Genomic DNA, 14,954 nt, shown 5'->3' on the forward strand with positions numbered 1-14,954 from the left:
CCGTGACGTTCCACAGCCGGAGGACGAGAGTCACCTCCAGCCGGCGCGGGGCCTGAGCTCGGGGTCTACCCGATGTGGTCGACCGCAGACCGCCAACCGATCACATCGTCGTGTCGGACGTCGCGCAGGATCGCTCCCTCCAGGCGGGCGCCGGTGATGTCGGTGAGGCCGTACGGTGGTCTGCCGGTGTTGACCCGGCCGAGGCCGGCGTCCGTGAGGTCCGCACCGCGCAGATCCGCGCCACGAAGATCGCAGCCGGCGAAGTGCGCTCCTCGCAGCGAGGCCCCGCGCAGGTCTGCACCGCTCAGATCGCAGAACCTGAACGAACAGCCGTCCAAGTCGGCGTGACGCAGGTCGGCCGCCACGAACGAGCATCGGGTGAATCGCAGCTGCGAAGTCCTGGCCGAGACCAGGTTCTGGCCGGTGAAGTCCTCACCGCTCAAGGCTGCGTAGCGCTGAAGTGCGGCGAGTCGTTGTCGTGGGTTCAGGGGCGTGGCCATGAGGGTCAGCGTGCCAGCCAAGCCGGACTCCGGCTCGCGGATTTTCTGCGGCCGGTCTGTGCCGTGTTCTCGTGCGACCCACTTCGCCACGATGCTCCGCGCGTCCTGCGCCATCCGCGGTCAGAGGGCGTCGACCGGCTGCCGCAACTCGTCGCCCTGCGCTCCTGCCTTGATTCCGTGCCGGGCCTGCATCACGCACAGGAAGAGGAGAGCCACCTCTCCCTGCGGCCGTGAACGACGTCGGGAGGCCGTCCGGCTCGTGGTGGGGTGCCGAGTGGTCCGGGAGGGGGACCGATGAGCCCTAGGTGTCCCCGCCGGGCGGGGCCCACCATGAACACACAACGGGCGTTTTCGGAACGTCGCAGGTGGAGGTGGGGCACGGTGATGTACTGGGACGGCGGCGGATGGGCCTGGATGGCCTTCATGCCCCTGCTGTGGATCGTGCTGATCGGCCTTGCGGTGTGGGCCGTGATCCGCTTGACGCACGGTTCGTCCGGGGGTGCCGGGGCGCGCGGCGACGGCTGGGAGGGACGCGAGCGGCGCGAGAACCCGGAGGACATCCTCGACCGGCGCTACGCCTCGGGAGAGATCGACACGGACATGTACACACAGGCCCGAGAACGCCTCGCCGCACACCGCCCGAGGCAGTAGTGACCGCGCTGCGTCACCGCGATCCAGCACACGACGGCGGCCTTCGGCGAACCAGTGCCTTGGCGAGCGGTCGGCCCAGCGGTACCCCGTAGCCGCCCGGAAAGGGTCACGCGCGTGGTGCCGGGGGCGTCGGGGCACCCGGCGCCGCGGAACCGGCCGGGACCGTTGCGGCGGAGAAGCTCTCCCGTACCTCGCGGACCGCGTAGTGGACGAGCACGTACCCGGCGGCGGGGTCGGCCCACCAGAAGCCGAAGGCGGCGTTGAGGACCAGGCCGAGCAGGACCGCGGCGGCCAGCATCCCGTCGACGAGTGTCACCCGGCCCTCGGCGCTGAGAACCGCGTTGTCCAGCGCGGCGCCGGTGCGGGCCTTGCCCGCGGCCAGAGCGAACATCACGGCGGCGGTGACGGCCGTCCAGACGATGCCCAGGGGTGAGTGGCGCGGGTGGTGACCGGCGGCCAGCACCCAGGTGGACTGCACCAGCAGATAGCCGGCCAGAAGCGCGAAGGCGGCCCCGATCAGCTTCAGCGCGCGGCGCTGCCTGGCCTCGCCGGTCCCGGACAGTTCCCAGATGACCACCGTCGACGCGCCGATCTCGATCAGGGAGTCCAGACCGAACCCGGCCAGGGCCACGGAACGGGCGTCGACCGCCGCGACGGCGAGCACCGCGATGCCGACGACATTCCAGGCGAGGGTCGTGTACTCCAGGGCGAAGCCCCGGCGGAGGAGGGAGCTACGGGCGACGTCGTCCACAGTGGTCACCGCCCGAGTCTCCCAGAGCACCCTGCGACGCCGGGTACACGGTGCGACGGCAGAGGGCCCGGCCCACCGGATCCCGGTGAACCGCTCGGCCGCCGCCGACCTCGTCGCGCTGGGCGCCCGTCGTCGGCACGGACACCGTGGCCTGCAACTCCGCCTGCTGCACCAGGCGGACTGTCCGGTGGCCGTCGTCCCGCGGACAGCGTGATCCTTGCGTCCGGTGCACAGGTGAGGACGAGGACGTTGCCGATGGCGACTTGGGGCCGTGACCTCGTCGGCCGGACGGTGCGGCTGTACGCGGCCGGTGACGATACCGACGAGCACGCCCTCGCCGTCGACGACGAGGACCGAACCGACGGGCATCGCCTCGGAGACTTCCTACGACACCTCCTCATCAGACGACGTCGAGTACCTCGTTCACCGCACGCCGGGGGCTGGGGTGGCCCTCCGGGCCGTAGCCGAGGCGGATCACCATCTGCACATGGGCCATGGCCGAAGCCGGGTCGCGCGTGATCCAGCGCAGCTCTGGCCACTCCAGGGTCTGGGACGTCATCGAGGTGACCAGCCCGCCGGCCGTGGCCACGAGCAGGACGCGCTCCAGCGCCTGGCCCGCGCGCAGCCAGTCCGCCGGACCGTCGTGACCCGTCCCCAGCAGCGCGATGTGCGGGTTCTTCTCGAACACCGCCCAGCCGCGTCCGGGCACCGGCCGCCCTGCGGTGAAGTCACGCACCGGGGTCGCCGGACCGTACCGGCCGGGACCGAGCGCCTCGGCGGGTATACCGTCCGACGCTCCGGCGGATTCCGTCGGCCCGGTCCGGACCCAGCGGGCGGTCTCGGCGCGCAGGCCGGGATCGAGTGCCTCGCGGCCCTCGGCGTCCTGCACCAGCTCCAGCAGCTCCTGTACATGCCAGGCGCCGGGGAAGGCCAGCTGCGCGCCCTCGGCACGTGCGGCTTCGGACAGCCGGTCCTGGAGGTCGGCCGACAGGGGCCGCTCGCTGAAGGGACGGCGGCTGGAGTGGCGCAGGGGGATCGCCGGACAGCAGGCGGCGAGGGCCTGATCAGGTGGTTCGGTGCCGTTCAGGGCCACTTCGGCGAGAAGCGTCGGCTCCGCGGGGTCCGGCAGCAGTCGTACGACCGGGGACCGTCCGGCCGCGGCGGCGGCCACGCGCAGGTTGAACAGGGCGGCACCGCAGCCCACGTGCAGACCGCGGGCGTCCGGGTCGGTGCGCGGCAGCGCACGCGACAGGTCGGCGTACAGGCGCAGAACCCCCTGCGCGGCGAGGTGACGGAAGCTCCAGGGCTGCGCGTTGTGCAGCGACGGCGCCGCCGTGGCGTCGGCCACGAGGCTGGCGAGCGTGTGCGCGTCCACGTCGTGAGTGGTCACGGTGACTCCCTTCGCCGGGCCCCGCTTCCAGCGTGGACGATCACACCGGGGCGCGGCATGGGCCGCATGGACCCAGGGAGGGACCGAGTGGGCCCACGGCGGTGGCTGTGCACGCGACTGCCGACGGGACGACGAGCACCGGGGCGCGTTCCGGGATCCCGTTCGTCGGTGGTGCCCCGCCGCTGAGGCGTAGCCCACAGGCAATTCCGTGGCAGGCGGGGGTACTCGAAACGGCGGGAGGAAGAAGTGGACAGTTGCCATTTGACAACTATGGCCGTGAGGCAAGAAAGTGGCGGAGTCGCATGCACGGGGAAGGATCTGCCATGTTCCGGTGGGCGGAGGTCGCGCTGTGCGCCGGCCGTCCGGGCCCCGGAGTGCCGGGGTGAGCGGTCGCGGGGCGCCGGGTTCAGGCCGTCCTGTCCCCGGCGTGCGACGTGTTCTCGAGTATCTGCAGCGCCGCCGTGTCGCAGAACGCCTCCAGCCCCTCCAGGAGCGCGGTCCGCTTGGCGGCGGGCATCAGCTCCAGCACCGCCTGCAGTTCCTGCTCCCGCCGTGCGCGCAGGTCGTCGAGGAAGGCGCGGCCGCGGCTGCTGAGGTGCAGCCGTACCTCGCGCCGGTCGGTGGGGCTGACCACCCGCTCGACGAAACCGGCGGCCCCCAGCCGGTCGCAGAGGCGGCTGGTGGACGGTGGCGTGGAGGCGAGGGAGTCGGCGAGGGTCCGCAGATTGATGCCGTCCTGGTGTTCGAGCATCAGGAGTACGCGCAGCTGCGACGGAGAGGCCGGCGCGGTCGAGGCGCGGCCCCACAGGACTTCCAGCAACTCCATGGCGGTCAAGGTCGCGCGTGCGACCTGGACGGGCTCGGGGCGGGGGCGGAAGTCGGTCACCGTCACACTCTCGCAGGCACCTGGGACGCCTGCCAGGGTACTAGGTGCCGGTAGTGAGAAGAGATGGTTCGCGGCCCGGCGCGACTCGACTCGGACGGCCTCGTCGCCTGACGGGGTCCGTGTGTGTCCGTCGAAGGATTGGTGTACTTACGATCGTGAACAGATTTGTGACTGCTGAGCGTGCTCTGCGTACGGCGGCTCCACACGAGTTGCTCGACGCCGTGCGGCACGTGCTCGTGGACGCGTACGCGGCGCGGTGCGTCGACCTGTTCATGGCCGACTACGGGCTCACCGTGCTGCAGCCGGTGTCGGTGCTGCCGCACACGGCGGAGCCGGTGTCGGTGCACAACAGCCCCGCCGGCCGTGCCTTCGGTGCCCAGGAACCGTTCGTGGAGGACGTGCGCGGCGGGGCGGTGCGCGTCCATCTGCCGGTCACGGTACGGGGAGACCGGCTGGGCGTACTCTCCGTCACCCTGCCCGGCGAGGCGGAGGCACGTGACTGCCTGAAGGAGCTCGCGGACATCGCCGAGGTGCTCGGGCACGAGGTGGTGGTGGCCGAACGCGACACGGACGTGTACCTCCGGGCGCGACGCAAGGACCGGCTGACGCTGGCCGCCGAGATGCAGTGGCAGCTCCTGCCGGGCCGCTCCTGCGCCCGGCCCGAGTACGAACTCGGCGCGCAGCTGGAGCCCGCGTACGCCATCCACGGCGACAACTTCGACTGGTCCGCCTCGGCGGACCACCTCATGCTCTACGTCACCAACGGCATGGGGGAGGGCATAGAGGCCTCCCTGCTGACGAACCTCGCCATCAACGCCCTGCGCAACGCCCGGCGGGCCGGGATCGCCCTCGCGGACCAGGCGGCCCTGGGCGACCAGGCGGTGTACGCCCACTACCGGGGGAGCTGCTACCTGTCGGTGCTCATGTTCGACTTCGACCTGGCCACCGGCCGGGTGAAGGTCGTGGACGCCGGCTCCCCGCAGCTGCTGCGGCTGCGGGACGGCGTGGTCGAGCGGGTCGCCTTCGAGGCACAGCTCCCGCTGGGCATGTTCGAGGAGACCGACTACGTGGCTCAGGACTTCTCGGTCGAGCCCGGCGACCGGCTCGTCTTCGTCAGCGACGGGGTGTACGCGGTCGCCTCGCCGCGGGGGGAGGCGTACGGGGACGCCGCCCTGGCCCGCGCGATCATGTCCACCCGTCTGCTGCCCGCCGCCGAGGTGCCGCGTGCCGTCCTGCGGGAGCTGACCGGTCATCGCGGCCAGTCCGCCCCCAAGGACGACGCCCTGGTGGTCTGTCTGGACTGGCACGGACGCTGAGCCGCCGACGGCGGGCCGTGAATGTGTCGATGCTGTGTTGTTTCCGCGGGACGCACGGAGCCAATGCTTGTCATGTGACAATAATTGATGCTGTTGCGCTGATCGTGGCGCGGCAGCCTGTTCTTGAGAGGGAGACGATGCACGTGCCGGAGCGGGCAGCGGCCGATTCGGCGGCGCGGGAACTGGCGGCCTTCCTGGAGAGCCGTCGCGAACAGATCGCCCAGCGATGGGCGGACGCGCCGCTGTTCCGAACCGTCTTCACCGTCTCCAGGGACGAGGCGGTGGAGGCCTGCAAGGCCGTCGTGGACGCCCTCTCGGAGGTGGCGTCGAGCGGCCGGCTGGAGAGCGTCGGGGCCCCCGGCTTCGGCCCGGTGCGCGAGCAGCTGGGGCACATGGCCGCCTCCCGCTCCCGCAGCGGGTTCACCCCCGGCCAGATAGCGGACGAGGCCGCCGGCCTGCGGGCGGTGGCCGTCGAACTGCTGCACGGCGAGGCCCAGGGGCCGCCCGAGCGGGAGGCGCCGGACGTCCTGCTGGCGCTGACCGTCCTGATGGGAACACTCCGTCTGGTGCTCATGGAGACGGCGGTCAGCGCCGGCGAGGAGCTGATCGCACGCCAGCAGCTGCAACTGCTCGAAGTGGCCACCCCCGTGATCAGCCTGTGGGACGGCATCATCGGAGTGCCGCTGATCGGCACCCTGGACAGTGCCCGCAGCCAGGTGGTGATGGAGTCACTGCTCCAGGCGATCGTCGAGCAGCGGGCCCGCTACGCGATCCTCGACATCACGGGCGTCCCCACGGTCGACTCGCTCGTCGCGCAGCACCTGATGAAGACGGTCGCCGCCGCCCGCCTGATGGGCGCCGAGTGCATCGTCTCCGGGATCCGTCCCGCGATCGCGCAGACCATCGTGCACCTCGGCATCGACCTGAGTTCCGTGCTCACCCGCAGCTCGCTGGCCGACGCACTGGCCTACGCGCTCGCCCGGCAGGGCATCGAGGTCTTCCGGCGCGCGGACGGCGCGAGCCCGCGATGACCCTGCCCCCTCCGGTTCCGGGCAACCCGGTGGCGGTGCCGGTCCTGGCGCTGGGAAACATCCTGCTGGTCACCCTGCAAGGAGACCTGCACGACGGCATGGCCGAGCAACTCCAGCAGGACATCACCGACCGGATCGCGCACAGCGCGGCGGACGGCGTGGTCATCGACGTCTCCGGCGTGGACATCGTCGACTCGTTCCTGGGCCGGGTCATCGCCGAGATCGCCGCCGGCGTCCGGCTGATGGCCGCCCGTACCGTGCTGTGCGGGATGCGACCCGCCGTGGCGATCACCCTGGTCGAACTGGGCCTCACCCTGCCCGGCCTGGAGACCGCCCTCGACGCCGCGCGCGCTCTCGAACTGATCGCGCGGGACCCGGCCGCGGTCGCCCCGGACACACCCGAGGGGGGCACGTGACACCTGCCTCCGAACCCGCCACCGTCACGAGCCTGCCGATCGGCTCGGACGCGGACCTCGCATGGGTCCGCCACCAGGTGCGCCAGTTCGCCGCCGAACTCGGATTCGGGCTCGTGCAGCAGACGAAGATCGTCACCGCCGCCAGCGAGCTGGCCCGGAACACCCTCGTCCACGGCGGCGGCGGGCAGGCGCAGATCCACCCGCTGCACCACGGTCCGGCGCGTGGGCTCCGGCTGCTCTTCACCGACACCGGTCCCGGTATCCGCGACGTCGAACTGGCCATGACCGACGGCTACACCACCGGCGGCGGCCTGGGACTGGGCCTCAGCGGGGCCAAGCGGCTGGTGGACGAGCTCTCCGTCGAGACCGAGCCCGGTCAGGGCACGGTCGTCACCGTCGTCGCCTGGGTCACCCGGGCGCCCGCCGTCCGCCCGGGGCTCGGATGACACGCGTCTGGGACGTCCCCGTGCACGACTCCACCCGGGTACGGGACGCCCGGGTGGCGACCGAGGCCGCCGGCGCCCACGCCGGTCTCGACGACCACCGCACGGCGGTCGCCGCCCTGGTCGCCACCGAACTGGCCACCAACCTGCTCAAGCACGCCGGCGGCGGCCGCCTGGTGATCCACCTCGTCGATCGCCCGGCACCGGCCACCAGCGGTCCGGCGGTCCAGATCAGTGCCCTCGACCACGGCCCCGGCATCCCCGACGTCACCGTCGCCCTCCGCGACGGCTACAGCACCAGCGACGCCTCGCTCGGCGCCGGTCTGGGCACCTGCCTGCGCATCTCCAGCGCGTTCGACCTGTACAGCAGCGCCCGGGGCACCGTCGCGGTGGCCCGGGTCGACCAGGACGCCGGCCGTCCGCACACCGGGGCCGCCGGACGAGCCGGAGGGATCAACATCCCGCTCGCCCGTGCCGAGTACTCCGGGGACGCCTGGAGCTGTGTCCGCTCGGGCGCCCTGCTGACCCTGCTGCTCGCCGACGGCCTGGGGCACGGCGCCAAGGCCGCCCAGGCGTCCGGCGCCGCCGTCGACGAACTGCCCCGCGTCGGGCATCTGCGGCCCGCGGAGATCCTGCGTCATCTGCACACGGCCCTGCGGCCCACCCGCGGGGCGGCGGTGGCTGTGGCCCAACTGGACACGCACCGCGGGGAACTCGCCTTCGCCGGGGTCGGCAACACAGGAGCCCGCCTGCACGACAACGGCTCCTGGGAACACCTCATCTCGCACCCCGGCATCGTCGGCGCGCAGTTTCCGGCGACCGTACCCGTGCGCAGCCGGCCCTGGGCGCCGGACAGCCTGCTCGTCCTGCACAGCGACGGACTGCCCAGCCGGTGGGTGCCGCCCACCGACGCCGAACTCCTCGCACACGACCCGGCCGTGGTCGCGGCGGCCGTCCTCCGGGACGCCAGCAGCGCCGCCACCCCCGTGCGCGACGACACCTGCGTGGCGGTACTGGCCTCCGGACGTCCGGGCGGGCGCCCGTGACGCCGCCGGACGTACGGAAGATCACCTCGGCCGCGGAAGCCGCCCGCGCCCGGGCCTTCGCCGCGCGCCTCACGGCCGGCCTGGGCGCCCCCGAGGTCGAACGCGCCCGTTTCCTCACCGCGCTCACCGCACGGCTGCGCGCGTGTCTCGGCGCGTGCGGTGCGGAACTCACCCTCACCGTCCGGCCGTCCGCGTCCGACGGCACCCTCCTCGTCGAGGCCGTCGCCGAGCCCGTTCCGGCCGAACTCGGCCGAACGCCGCTCTGGCGGCTGGCGCTCACCTGCCCGGGTCGTCCGGCGTGGACAGGGGGCGAACCGCACCGGTCGCAGCACCCGGACGAGTGCTCCCTCGTGGAAGCGGTCCTGGCGGCGGACGTGGAGACGGCCGCGATCCTGCGCCGGCTCGACGAGACGGAACGGCAGCTCCGCCTGCACCGCGAGGAACTGCACCAGACCAACCAGGGCGTGATGGCCCTGCACGCCGAACTCGACGCCGCCGCACGGATCCAGCGGGACCTGCTCGACGCCGAACGGGCCGCACGGGGAGAGGCGGAGAAGGCACGGCGTCTGCTGACCTTCCTCGCCGACGCCAGCGCCGCCGTCACCGCGTCGCTCGACCAGGAGGACATCCTGCGGTGCCTTCCCGGGCTGCTCGTCCCCGGGTACGCGAGCGATGTCGAAGTCTGGCTCTTCGACGAACCGGAGGACCCGGGCAGCGGGCACTCCGCCGCCGCGGTCGCGGCCGCCCGGCTCGGCCGCCCGCAGCAGGCCGGACCGTACCCCGGCGCCCTTCCGGGCATCGACGACCTGCCACCGTCCGTACTGTCCCCGAACGCGCCGCTGCTGTGCATCCCCCTCACCGTGCGCCGCACCCTGGGCGTGCTGACCCTGACCGCGCCCGGCGACCGCTTCGACGAGGACACCAGCGTGATGCTGGTCGAACTGGCCCGCCGCATCGCCATCGCCCTGGACAACGCCCGCCGTTACGAACAGCACCGGGACACCGCCGAAGCCCTGCAACGCGCCCAGCTCACCGCCCTGCCCGGCACCGAGGGGGTGCGCCTGGCCGCCCGCTACCTGCCCGCCACCCGCGGACTCAACATCGGCGGAGACTGGTACGACGCCTTCCCCCAGCCCGACGGCAGCCTGCTCACCGTCGTGGGAGACGTCACCGGGCACGGGCTGCGCGCCGCCGTCATCATGGGCCAGCTGCGCACCGCCCTGCGTGCCTACGCGGTCGAGGACGACAGCCCCGCCCGCATCCTCACCCGCCTGCACCGCATGCTCTGCCATCAGCAGCCGAACCTGTACGCGACCGCGGTGATCGCCCGCTTCCGGCCCGGCGACCCGCACGTCGTCTGGGCCGCCGCCGGCCACCCTCCGGCGCTGGCCCGCACACCCGGTGGAACCGTGCGTGTCCTGGACACCAGACCCGGCGTCATGCTGGGCGTGCCCCTGCCCTTCGAGTACGAGGACCACACCGCCGAACTGCCGCCGGGCTCCACGCTCGTGCTGTACACCGACGGTCTGGTGGAGCGGCGGGCCCACGGCATCGACCCGGGCATCGAGACACTCGGCCGGGCCGTGGCCGCACTCGGCGCCGCCGAGCTGGAGGACCTGGACGCGTGCGCCGAGGCGCTGCTGAAGCCCCTGCTGCGCGACTCCGAACGCGACGACGACGTCTGCCTGCTGCTCTGCCACATCCCTCGCGATGACGCGGACGTCCTCAGGGCAGAGAACGCGTGCCGTGCCGCCGGCACGGAGCTACCGGAGACACCGGGGCAACAGGGGCCACCGGCCCGCTGACACTACGGTGTCCGCCGCGGTCGAGAGGACGGGTCGCCCTCCGCCGCGAAGCAGGCCTTCATGCCCCGCACGAGCGCGGATCGCTCCACGGGTTCCATGGCCGCCAGCACCCCGGTCAGGGCCTGGACGCGGCGACGTGCCACGTCGTCCAGCACCCGGCGCCCGTGATGCGTCAGCCTCAGCCGCAGCTCGCGGCGCCTGCGCGGGTGCGGCGCCCGCTCCAGCATCCCCGCCGCCTCCAGCCGGTCGCAGAGCCGGCTCGCCGTCGGCAGCCCGATGTCCAGCCGGTCCGCCAGGCCCGTCAGATTCGTCTCCGGTGCCGTATCCAGGGCCCAGAGCGCTCGCAACTGGTGCGGTGACAGGCGTACCGGCGCCTGCTGCGCGGCCGTCGACCACAGACTCACCAGACGCTCCACGGCATCGGCGATCTCGTGCGCGGCCGCGCCCGGATCGCCACCCGGGCCCTCGGCACGGCCGTCGGGGCCGCCGGGAACAGTCACGACGACTTCGCTTTCAGTGGGAACGGCTGCTGCGAGGACACTCCATTTCCCTCGCTGTACCCGGGGAACGGGGGCGCAAGCGGTGGGTGTGCGGTCCTGCATGAAATCCCCGCAGACTCATTTCGCCAGTTCCGCGTTGAACTGGGCACCGACCAGAAGGGCCAGGTTGGACAGCCACAGCCAGATGAGGAACACGACGACGCCCGCCAGCGAGCCGTACAGGCGGTGATAGGTGCCGACGTGCGAGGTGTAGACGGTGAACCCGAGGGAGACGGTCAGCACCAGCACCACGGCCAGCCCGCCGCCCGGCGCCATCTTCCGGATCGCGCGGGTGGGCGCCGGGCCGGATCGGTACAGGACCAGCACCAGTACGACCGCGACCACGGCCACCACCGGCCACCGCAGGGTGTCCCACGCCGCCTGCGGTCCGGTTCCCAGGTCCAGCACCCGGCCCAGCCGCCGGGCCAGGCTGCCGGTGATCGCCATCGCGATGGTGGACGTGAGCAGCAGGGTGACCAGGACGAGGGCGGTCGCGATGATGCGCGGCGCGGTCCGCCAGACCGGCCGGTGCGAACTGATCCGGTGCATGGCGTGCAACGCCCGGCGGAAGACGCTCAGATAGCTGGACCCCGACCACAGGGCCGCCGACCCGCCCAGGACGATCACCGTCCACGCCGTCGAGGACTGTCCGGCCATCTGCCGCAGGGTGCTGCGCAGCAGCGCGCGGGAGGCGAGCGGGGCGGCCTGTGCCATACGGTCGATGACCTGCGGCTTGGCCGTGGGGATGGTCAGGCCCAGGATCGAGAGGACGACCAGCAGGACCGGGAACAGGGCCAGTACCGCGTAGTACGTCAGCGCCGCGGCCCAGTCCGTGATGTCGTCGTTCCAGACCGCCGCCGGTGTCCGGCGCAGCGCCTTCCACCAGCGGGCCGTACGGCCGTCCGCTTTTTCCATGAGGCGGATGTTCTCACTTCCGTTGCCCGCGATGTCCCAGGGGTGCGGCGCGGCCGGCTCACAGGAAGCGCCGGATCGGGGTGACCGCGGCTTCCCTGGCGCGCTGCAGCACCGCCCGTCGCTTCCACCGGCCGAGGTCGATGTCGACGCTGTGCTCCAGGTCCGCCTCGTAGTCGCGGTCGAGCGCCGCGGTGAACTCCTCGTCCAGGACGGTGGGCACGACCTCTTCGTCGTGGTCCATGGAGCGGCGGTTGAAGTTCGTGGATCCGATGAGGGAGGCGACCGAGTCCACGGTGATGATCTTGGCGTGCATCATGGTCGGCTGGTACTGGCGGATGTGCACACCGGCCCGGAGAAGACGCGCGTAGTGGTGCTGACCGGCGAGCTGGCAGGCCCGCTGGTCGGTGTGCGGGCCCGGCAGCAGGATCTCGACCCGCACACCGCGGCGGGCGGTCTCGCACAGCAGGCCGATGAAGTAGGTGTCGGGCGCGAAGCAGGCGGTGGCCAGCCGGAACCGCTCCTCGGCGGAGGTGAGCACGACCCGGAGGTGTGCCGGGCCGAGCGGATCGTCCCGAGCATCGCCGGGAGCCGGAGTCGCCGGTACATCGTCGAGTATCACGCCGAATCCCCCACTGGGCCATGAAGACGGAAGGTCGAGGGCTGCCGGACGAGCCCGGAGGACCGAATGCCCGGCCGGCACCGCCTTACTCCAGAGCTCCCGCACCTACTCCAGAGCTCCCGCACTTGCTCCGGAGCTTCCGCACTCGCTCCAGAACTCCCCCCTTGCTCCGGAGCTTCCGTGCTCGCACCAGCGTTCACGTGCTCGCTCCGGCCCCACCCTCACCGGGTCGGACGGAGCACCGCCGACGCCGTGCCGTCGGCGGTGGGCACCCCGGTCCCCGGGCCGTCGCCGTCCGCCCGCTCGGCCGCGCGGGCGATGTTGCGGGCCATGCCGCCGAAGACGACGGCGTGGAAGGGGGAGACGCTCCACCAGTAGGCCTGGCCGAGCAGCCCGTGCGGATGGAACAGGGCCCGCTGCCGGTAGCGGGTACGGCCGGTGGCGTCGGTGCCCGCCCGCATCTCCAGCCAGGCCAGCCCCGGCAGCCGCATCTCCGCGCGCAGCCGCAGCAGCCGGCCCGGTTCGATCTCCTCCACCCGCCAGAAGTCCACCGAGTCGCCCACCCGCAGCCGGTGCGCGTCCCGGCGCCCGCGGCGCAGCCCCACCCCGCCCGCGAGCCGGTCGGCGATGCCCCGCACGGACCAGGCCAGAGGAAAGGAGTACCAGCCGTTCTCGCCGCCGACGCCCTCGATCACCCGCCACAGAGCCTCGGGCGGTGCGTCCACCGACCGTTCCCGCAGGTCGGTGTAGAGGCTTCCGCCCGCCCAGGCGGGGTCGGTGGGCAGCGGGTCGCTGGGCGCGCCGGGCACCGAGGCGGAGGACCAGCGGGTGGAGACCTCGGCGTCCTGCACGCGCTTGAGCGCCAGCCGTACCGCGTCGTCGAAGCCGATGGAACGGCCGGGCGGCTCGGGGACGTAGCGCGTGATGTCGTTCTCCCGGCACACCACCTCGTGCCGCAGCGACTCCGCCAGCGGCCGGGCGATCGACGCGGGGACCGGGGTGACCAGGCCGACCCAGAGGCCGGACAGCCGGGGGGTGAGCACCGGCACCGGCACGATCACGCGCCGGGGGAGTCCGGCGATCGCGGCGTAGCGCAGCATCATGTCGCGGTACGTCAGGACGTCGGGCCCGCCGATGTCGAAGGCGCGGTTCACGTCCGCGGGCATCCGGGCGCTGCCCACCAGCAGGCGCAGCACGTCCCGGACCGCGATCGGCTGGATGCGGGTGCGTACCCAGCTCGGTGTGACCATCACCGGCAGCCGCTCGGTCAGGTAGCGCAGCATCTCGAAGGAGGCCGAGCCGGATCCGATGATCACGGCGGCGCGCAGCACCGTGGCAGGCACCCCGCTCGCCAGCAGGATCCGCCCGACCTCGGACCGCGAGCGCAGATGGGGCGACAGCTCCTGCCCGGGCACGTCGGCCGGGGTCAGCCCGCCGAGGTAGACGATGCGGCGCACCCCGGCGCGGGCGGCCTGGGTGCCGAAGACGTCGGCGCCCCGGCGGTCGGTGTCCTCGAAGCCGCGGCCGGTGCCGAGCGCGTGCACCAGGTAGTAGGCCACGGCGACCTCCCGCATGGCGGCGCCGACCGTGACCGGGTCCGTGACGTCCCCCTGGACCACCTCCACCTCCCCGGCCCAGGGATGGTCACGCAGTTTCCCGGGGGAGCGGGCCAGGCAGCGCACCCGGTGTCCGGCGGCCAGCAGCTCGGGCACGAGCCGTCCGCCGATGTAGCCGCTCGCCCCGGTCACCAGGCACAGGGGCCGGTCTGCCGTCGTCTCCATGGCGCCTCCTCACGTCCGGGTCTTCGGCCGTGGCACCCCACGCGGATGCACCTCGGCCGTGATCCGCGAGTACCCCGGTACGATGCGCCGGTGAACACGGAAGCGAGCGGCGGGCACCCGGCGCGGCGGCGCGCAGGGGGCGCCGCGGGTCCGGCCCCGGCCGGTGAGCCGCCGGCCGTCGCCGCGGACCGCTCCGCCTCCGCCGCTGAACTCACCGCCGCCGGTGAACCGCCCGCCTTCGCGGGCGACCTGTCGGCCTTCGCGGTGCAGCTGCGTCGCATGCACGGCGAGATCGGCCGGGTCATCCAGCAGTACGCGGCCCGGCAGAACCTGCACGCCACCGACGTACAGGCGCTGGCCGCCATCCTCGACACCCCCGAGCCGATGACGCCCACCAGACTGCGGGCGCTGCTCGGTCTCACCTCGGGCGCGGTCACCGCCTGCGTCGACCGGCTGGAGCGCGCCGGACATGTCCGCCGGGTGCGCGAGGACGCCGACCGCAGGGTGGTGCACCTCCAGTACGTCGCCGACGCCCGCGCCGCCGCCCGAAGCCACTTCCGGCCCCTCGCCGACGCCCTGCGCCAGGCCGGGGCGGACTTCGACGCACACGAACTGGCCGTGGCCCTGCGGTTCCTGACGGAGCTGAACGACATCCTGGCCCGGATACCCGGGGAACCCGCCGGTCGCTGAGGCACGGTCCGGGCCGCGGCCGGCGACCGCCGGATCCGCGCCTGCATCCGATCGGCCGGTCCACGGAGAAGCAGCGGTGAGACACCTCGCCGATTGACATTACTCGATCATTGAGATTGTTTACCGTCGAGTTTTCTCCCCCCGGTACACCCCCGGTACGTCGGTACACCGCCGG

The 14,954-nt window shown here is 72.7% G+C and carries 16 protein-coding genes and 1 pseudogene; 9 read left to right on the forward strand and 8 right to left on the reverse strand.

Features of this window, described 5'->3' with window-relative positions; genetic code table 11:
* Window positions 1–65: 65 nt before the first annotated feature.
* Complete coding sequence (locus IEZ11_RS08635; RefSeq protein WP_229712883.1) at window positions 66–590, reverse strand: pentapeptide repeat-containing protein; 525 nt, start codon at window positions 588–590, stop codon at window positions 66–68.
* Window positions 591–881: 291 nt separating this feature from the next.
* On the opposite strand from IEZ11_RS08635, the gene IEZ11_RS08640 reads away from it, so the two are divergent.
* Complete coding sequence (locus tag IEZ11_RS08640) at window positions 882–1,151, forward strand: SHOCT domain-containing protein (RefSeq protein ID WP_229712884.1); 270 nt, start codon at window positions 882–884, stop codon at window positions 1,149–1,151.
* Between the two features lie 106 nt (window positions 1,152–1,257).
* Here IEZ11_RS08640 and IEZ11_RS08645 read toward each other — a convergent pair whose 3' ends face one another.
* Window positions 1,258–1,911: a cation efflux transmembrane domain-containing protein gene (locus tag IEZ11_RS08645; RefSeq protein WP_189262024.1), complete on the reverse strand. Its 654-nt coding sequence runs from the start codon at window positions 1,909–1,911 to the stop codon at window positions 1,258–1,260.
* A 76-nt stretch (window positions 1,912–1,987) separates the two neighbouring features.
* Between IEZ11_RS08645 and IEZ11_RS08650 the strand changes: the two genes are divergently transcribed.
* Window positions 1,988–2,116, forward strand: coding sequence for an adenine nucleotide alpha hydrolase family protein (locus tag IEZ11_RS08650; protein ID WP_373294863.1), 129 nt, complete (start codon window positions 1,988–1,990; stop codon window positions 2,114–2,116).
* 186 nt (window positions 2,117–2,302) lie between these two features.
* Here IEZ11_RS08650 and IEZ11_RS08655 read toward each other — a convergent pair whose 3' ends face one another.
* On the reverse strand, window positions 2,303–3,292 hold the full coding sequence (locus tag IEZ11_RS08655) for an Acg family FMN-binding oxidoreductase (RefSeq protein ID WP_189262025.1): 990 nt from the start codon (window positions 3,290–3,292) through the stop codon (window positions 2,303–2,305).
* A 406-nt stretch (window positions 3,293–3,698) separates the two neighbouring features.
* Window positions 3,699–4,184, reverse strand: coding sequence for a MarR family winged helix-turn-helix transcriptional regulator (locus IEZ11_RS08660; RefSeq protein ID WP_189262026.1), 486 nt, complete (start codon window positions 4,182–4,184; stop codon window positions 3,699–3,701).
* A gap of 161 nt (window positions 4,185–4,345) precedes the next feature.
* Between IEZ11_RS08660 and IEZ11_RS08665 the strand changes: the two genes are divergently transcribed.
* The 6 genes from IEZ11_RS08665 to IEZ11_RS08690 all read left to right on the forward strand — a co-directional run bounded on the left by IEZ11_RS08665 (window position 4,346) and on the right by IEZ11_RS08690 (window position 10,235).
* Window positions 4,346–5,494 (forward strand): PP2C family protein-serine/threonine phosphatase, encoded by a 1,149-nt coding sequence (locus IEZ11_RS08665; RefSeq protein ID WP_229712885.1) that lies wholly within the window; start codon window positions 4,346–4,348, stop codon window positions 5,492–5,494.
* A 137-nt stretch (window positions 5,495–5,631) separates the two neighbouring features.
* On the forward strand, window positions 5,632–6,525 hold the full coding sequence (locus IEZ11_RS08670; protein ID WP_189262028.1) for an STAS domain-containing protein: 894 nt from the start codon (window positions 5,632–5,634) through the stop codon (window positions 6,523–6,525).
* Window positions 6,522–6,941, forward strand: coding sequence for an STAS domain-containing protein (locus tag IEZ11_RS08675; RefSeq protein WP_189262029.1), 420 nt, complete (start codon window positions 6,522–6,524; stop codon window positions 6,939–6,941). Before IEZ11_RS08670 ends, IEZ11_RS08675 begins: the two co-directional genes overlap by 4 nt.
* Complete coding sequence (locus IEZ11_RS08680; protein ID WP_189262030.1) at window positions 6,938–7,387, forward strand: ATP-binding protein; 450 nt, start codon at window positions 6,938–6,940, stop codon at window positions 7,385–7,387. Before IEZ11_RS08675 ends, IEZ11_RS08680 begins: the two co-directional genes overlap by 4 nt.
* A complete protein-coding gene (locus IEZ11_RS08685; protein WP_189262031.1) occupies window positions 7,384–8,430 on the forward strand; it encodes an ATP-binding SpoIIE family protein phosphatase in 1,047 nt (348 codons plus the stop codon). The genes IEZ11_RS08680 and IEZ11_RS08685 overlap by 4 nt, the downstream gene beginning before the upstream one ends.
* On the forward strand, window positions 8,427–10,235 hold the full coding sequence (locus IEZ11_RS08690; protein ID WP_189262032.1) for a PP2C family protein-serine/threonine phosphatase: 1,809 nt from the start codon (window positions 8,427–8,429) through the stop codon (window positions 10,233–10,235). The genes IEZ11_RS08685 and IEZ11_RS08690 overlap by 4 nt, the downstream gene beginning before the upstream one ends.
* A 2-nt stretch (window positions 10,236–10,237) precedes the next feature.
* Here IEZ11_RS08690 and IEZ11_RS08695 read toward each other — a convergent pair whose 3' ends face one another.
* From IEZ11_RS08695 to IEZ11_RS08710, 4 genes and pseudogenes are all read right to left on the reverse strand, one after another.
* Window positions 10,238–10,735, reverse strand: coding sequence for a MarR family winged helix-turn-helix transcriptional regulator (locus IEZ11_RS08695; RefSeq protein WP_229712886.1), 498 nt, complete (start codon window positions 10,733–10,735; stop codon window positions 10,238–10,240).
* 117 nt (window positions 10,736–10,852) lie between these two features.
* Window positions 10,853–11,689 (reverse strand): YihY/virulence factor BrkB family protein, encoded by an 837-nt coding sequence (locus IEZ11_RS08700; protein ID WP_189262034.1) that lies wholly within the window; start codon window positions 11,687–11,689, stop codon window positions 10,853–10,855.
* 58 nt (window positions 11,690–11,747) lie between these two features.
* Window positions 11,748–12,236, reverse strand: a pseudogene (locus tag IEZ11_RS08705) (phospholipase D-like domain-containing protein); the annotation flags it as partial.
* A 293-nt stretch (window positions 12,237–12,529) separates the two neighbouring features.
* On the reverse strand, window positions 12,530–14,089 hold the full coding sequence (locus IEZ11_RS08710) for an SDR family oxidoreductase (RefSeq protein WP_189262035.1): 1,560 nt from the start codon (window positions 14,087–14,089) through the stop codon (window positions 12,530–12,532).
* 249 nt (window positions 14,090–14,338) lie between these two features.
* Between IEZ11_RS08710 and IEZ11_RS08715 the strand changes: the two genes are divergently transcribed.
* Window positions 14,339–14,779, forward strand: coding sequence for a MarR family winged helix-turn-helix transcriptional regulator (locus IEZ11_RS08715; RefSeq protein WP_229712922.1), 441 nt, complete (start codon window positions 14,339–14,341; stop codon window positions 14,777–14,779).
* The last annotated feature ends 175 nt before the right edge of the window (window positions 14,780–14,954 follow it).

The organism is Streptomyces fuscichromogenes (genome assembly GCF_014645815.1).
In the GTDB taxonomy this organism is placed as follows: Bacteria; Actinomycetota; Actinomycetes; order Streptomycetales; family Streptomycetaceae; genus Streptomyces; species Streptomyces fuscichromogenes.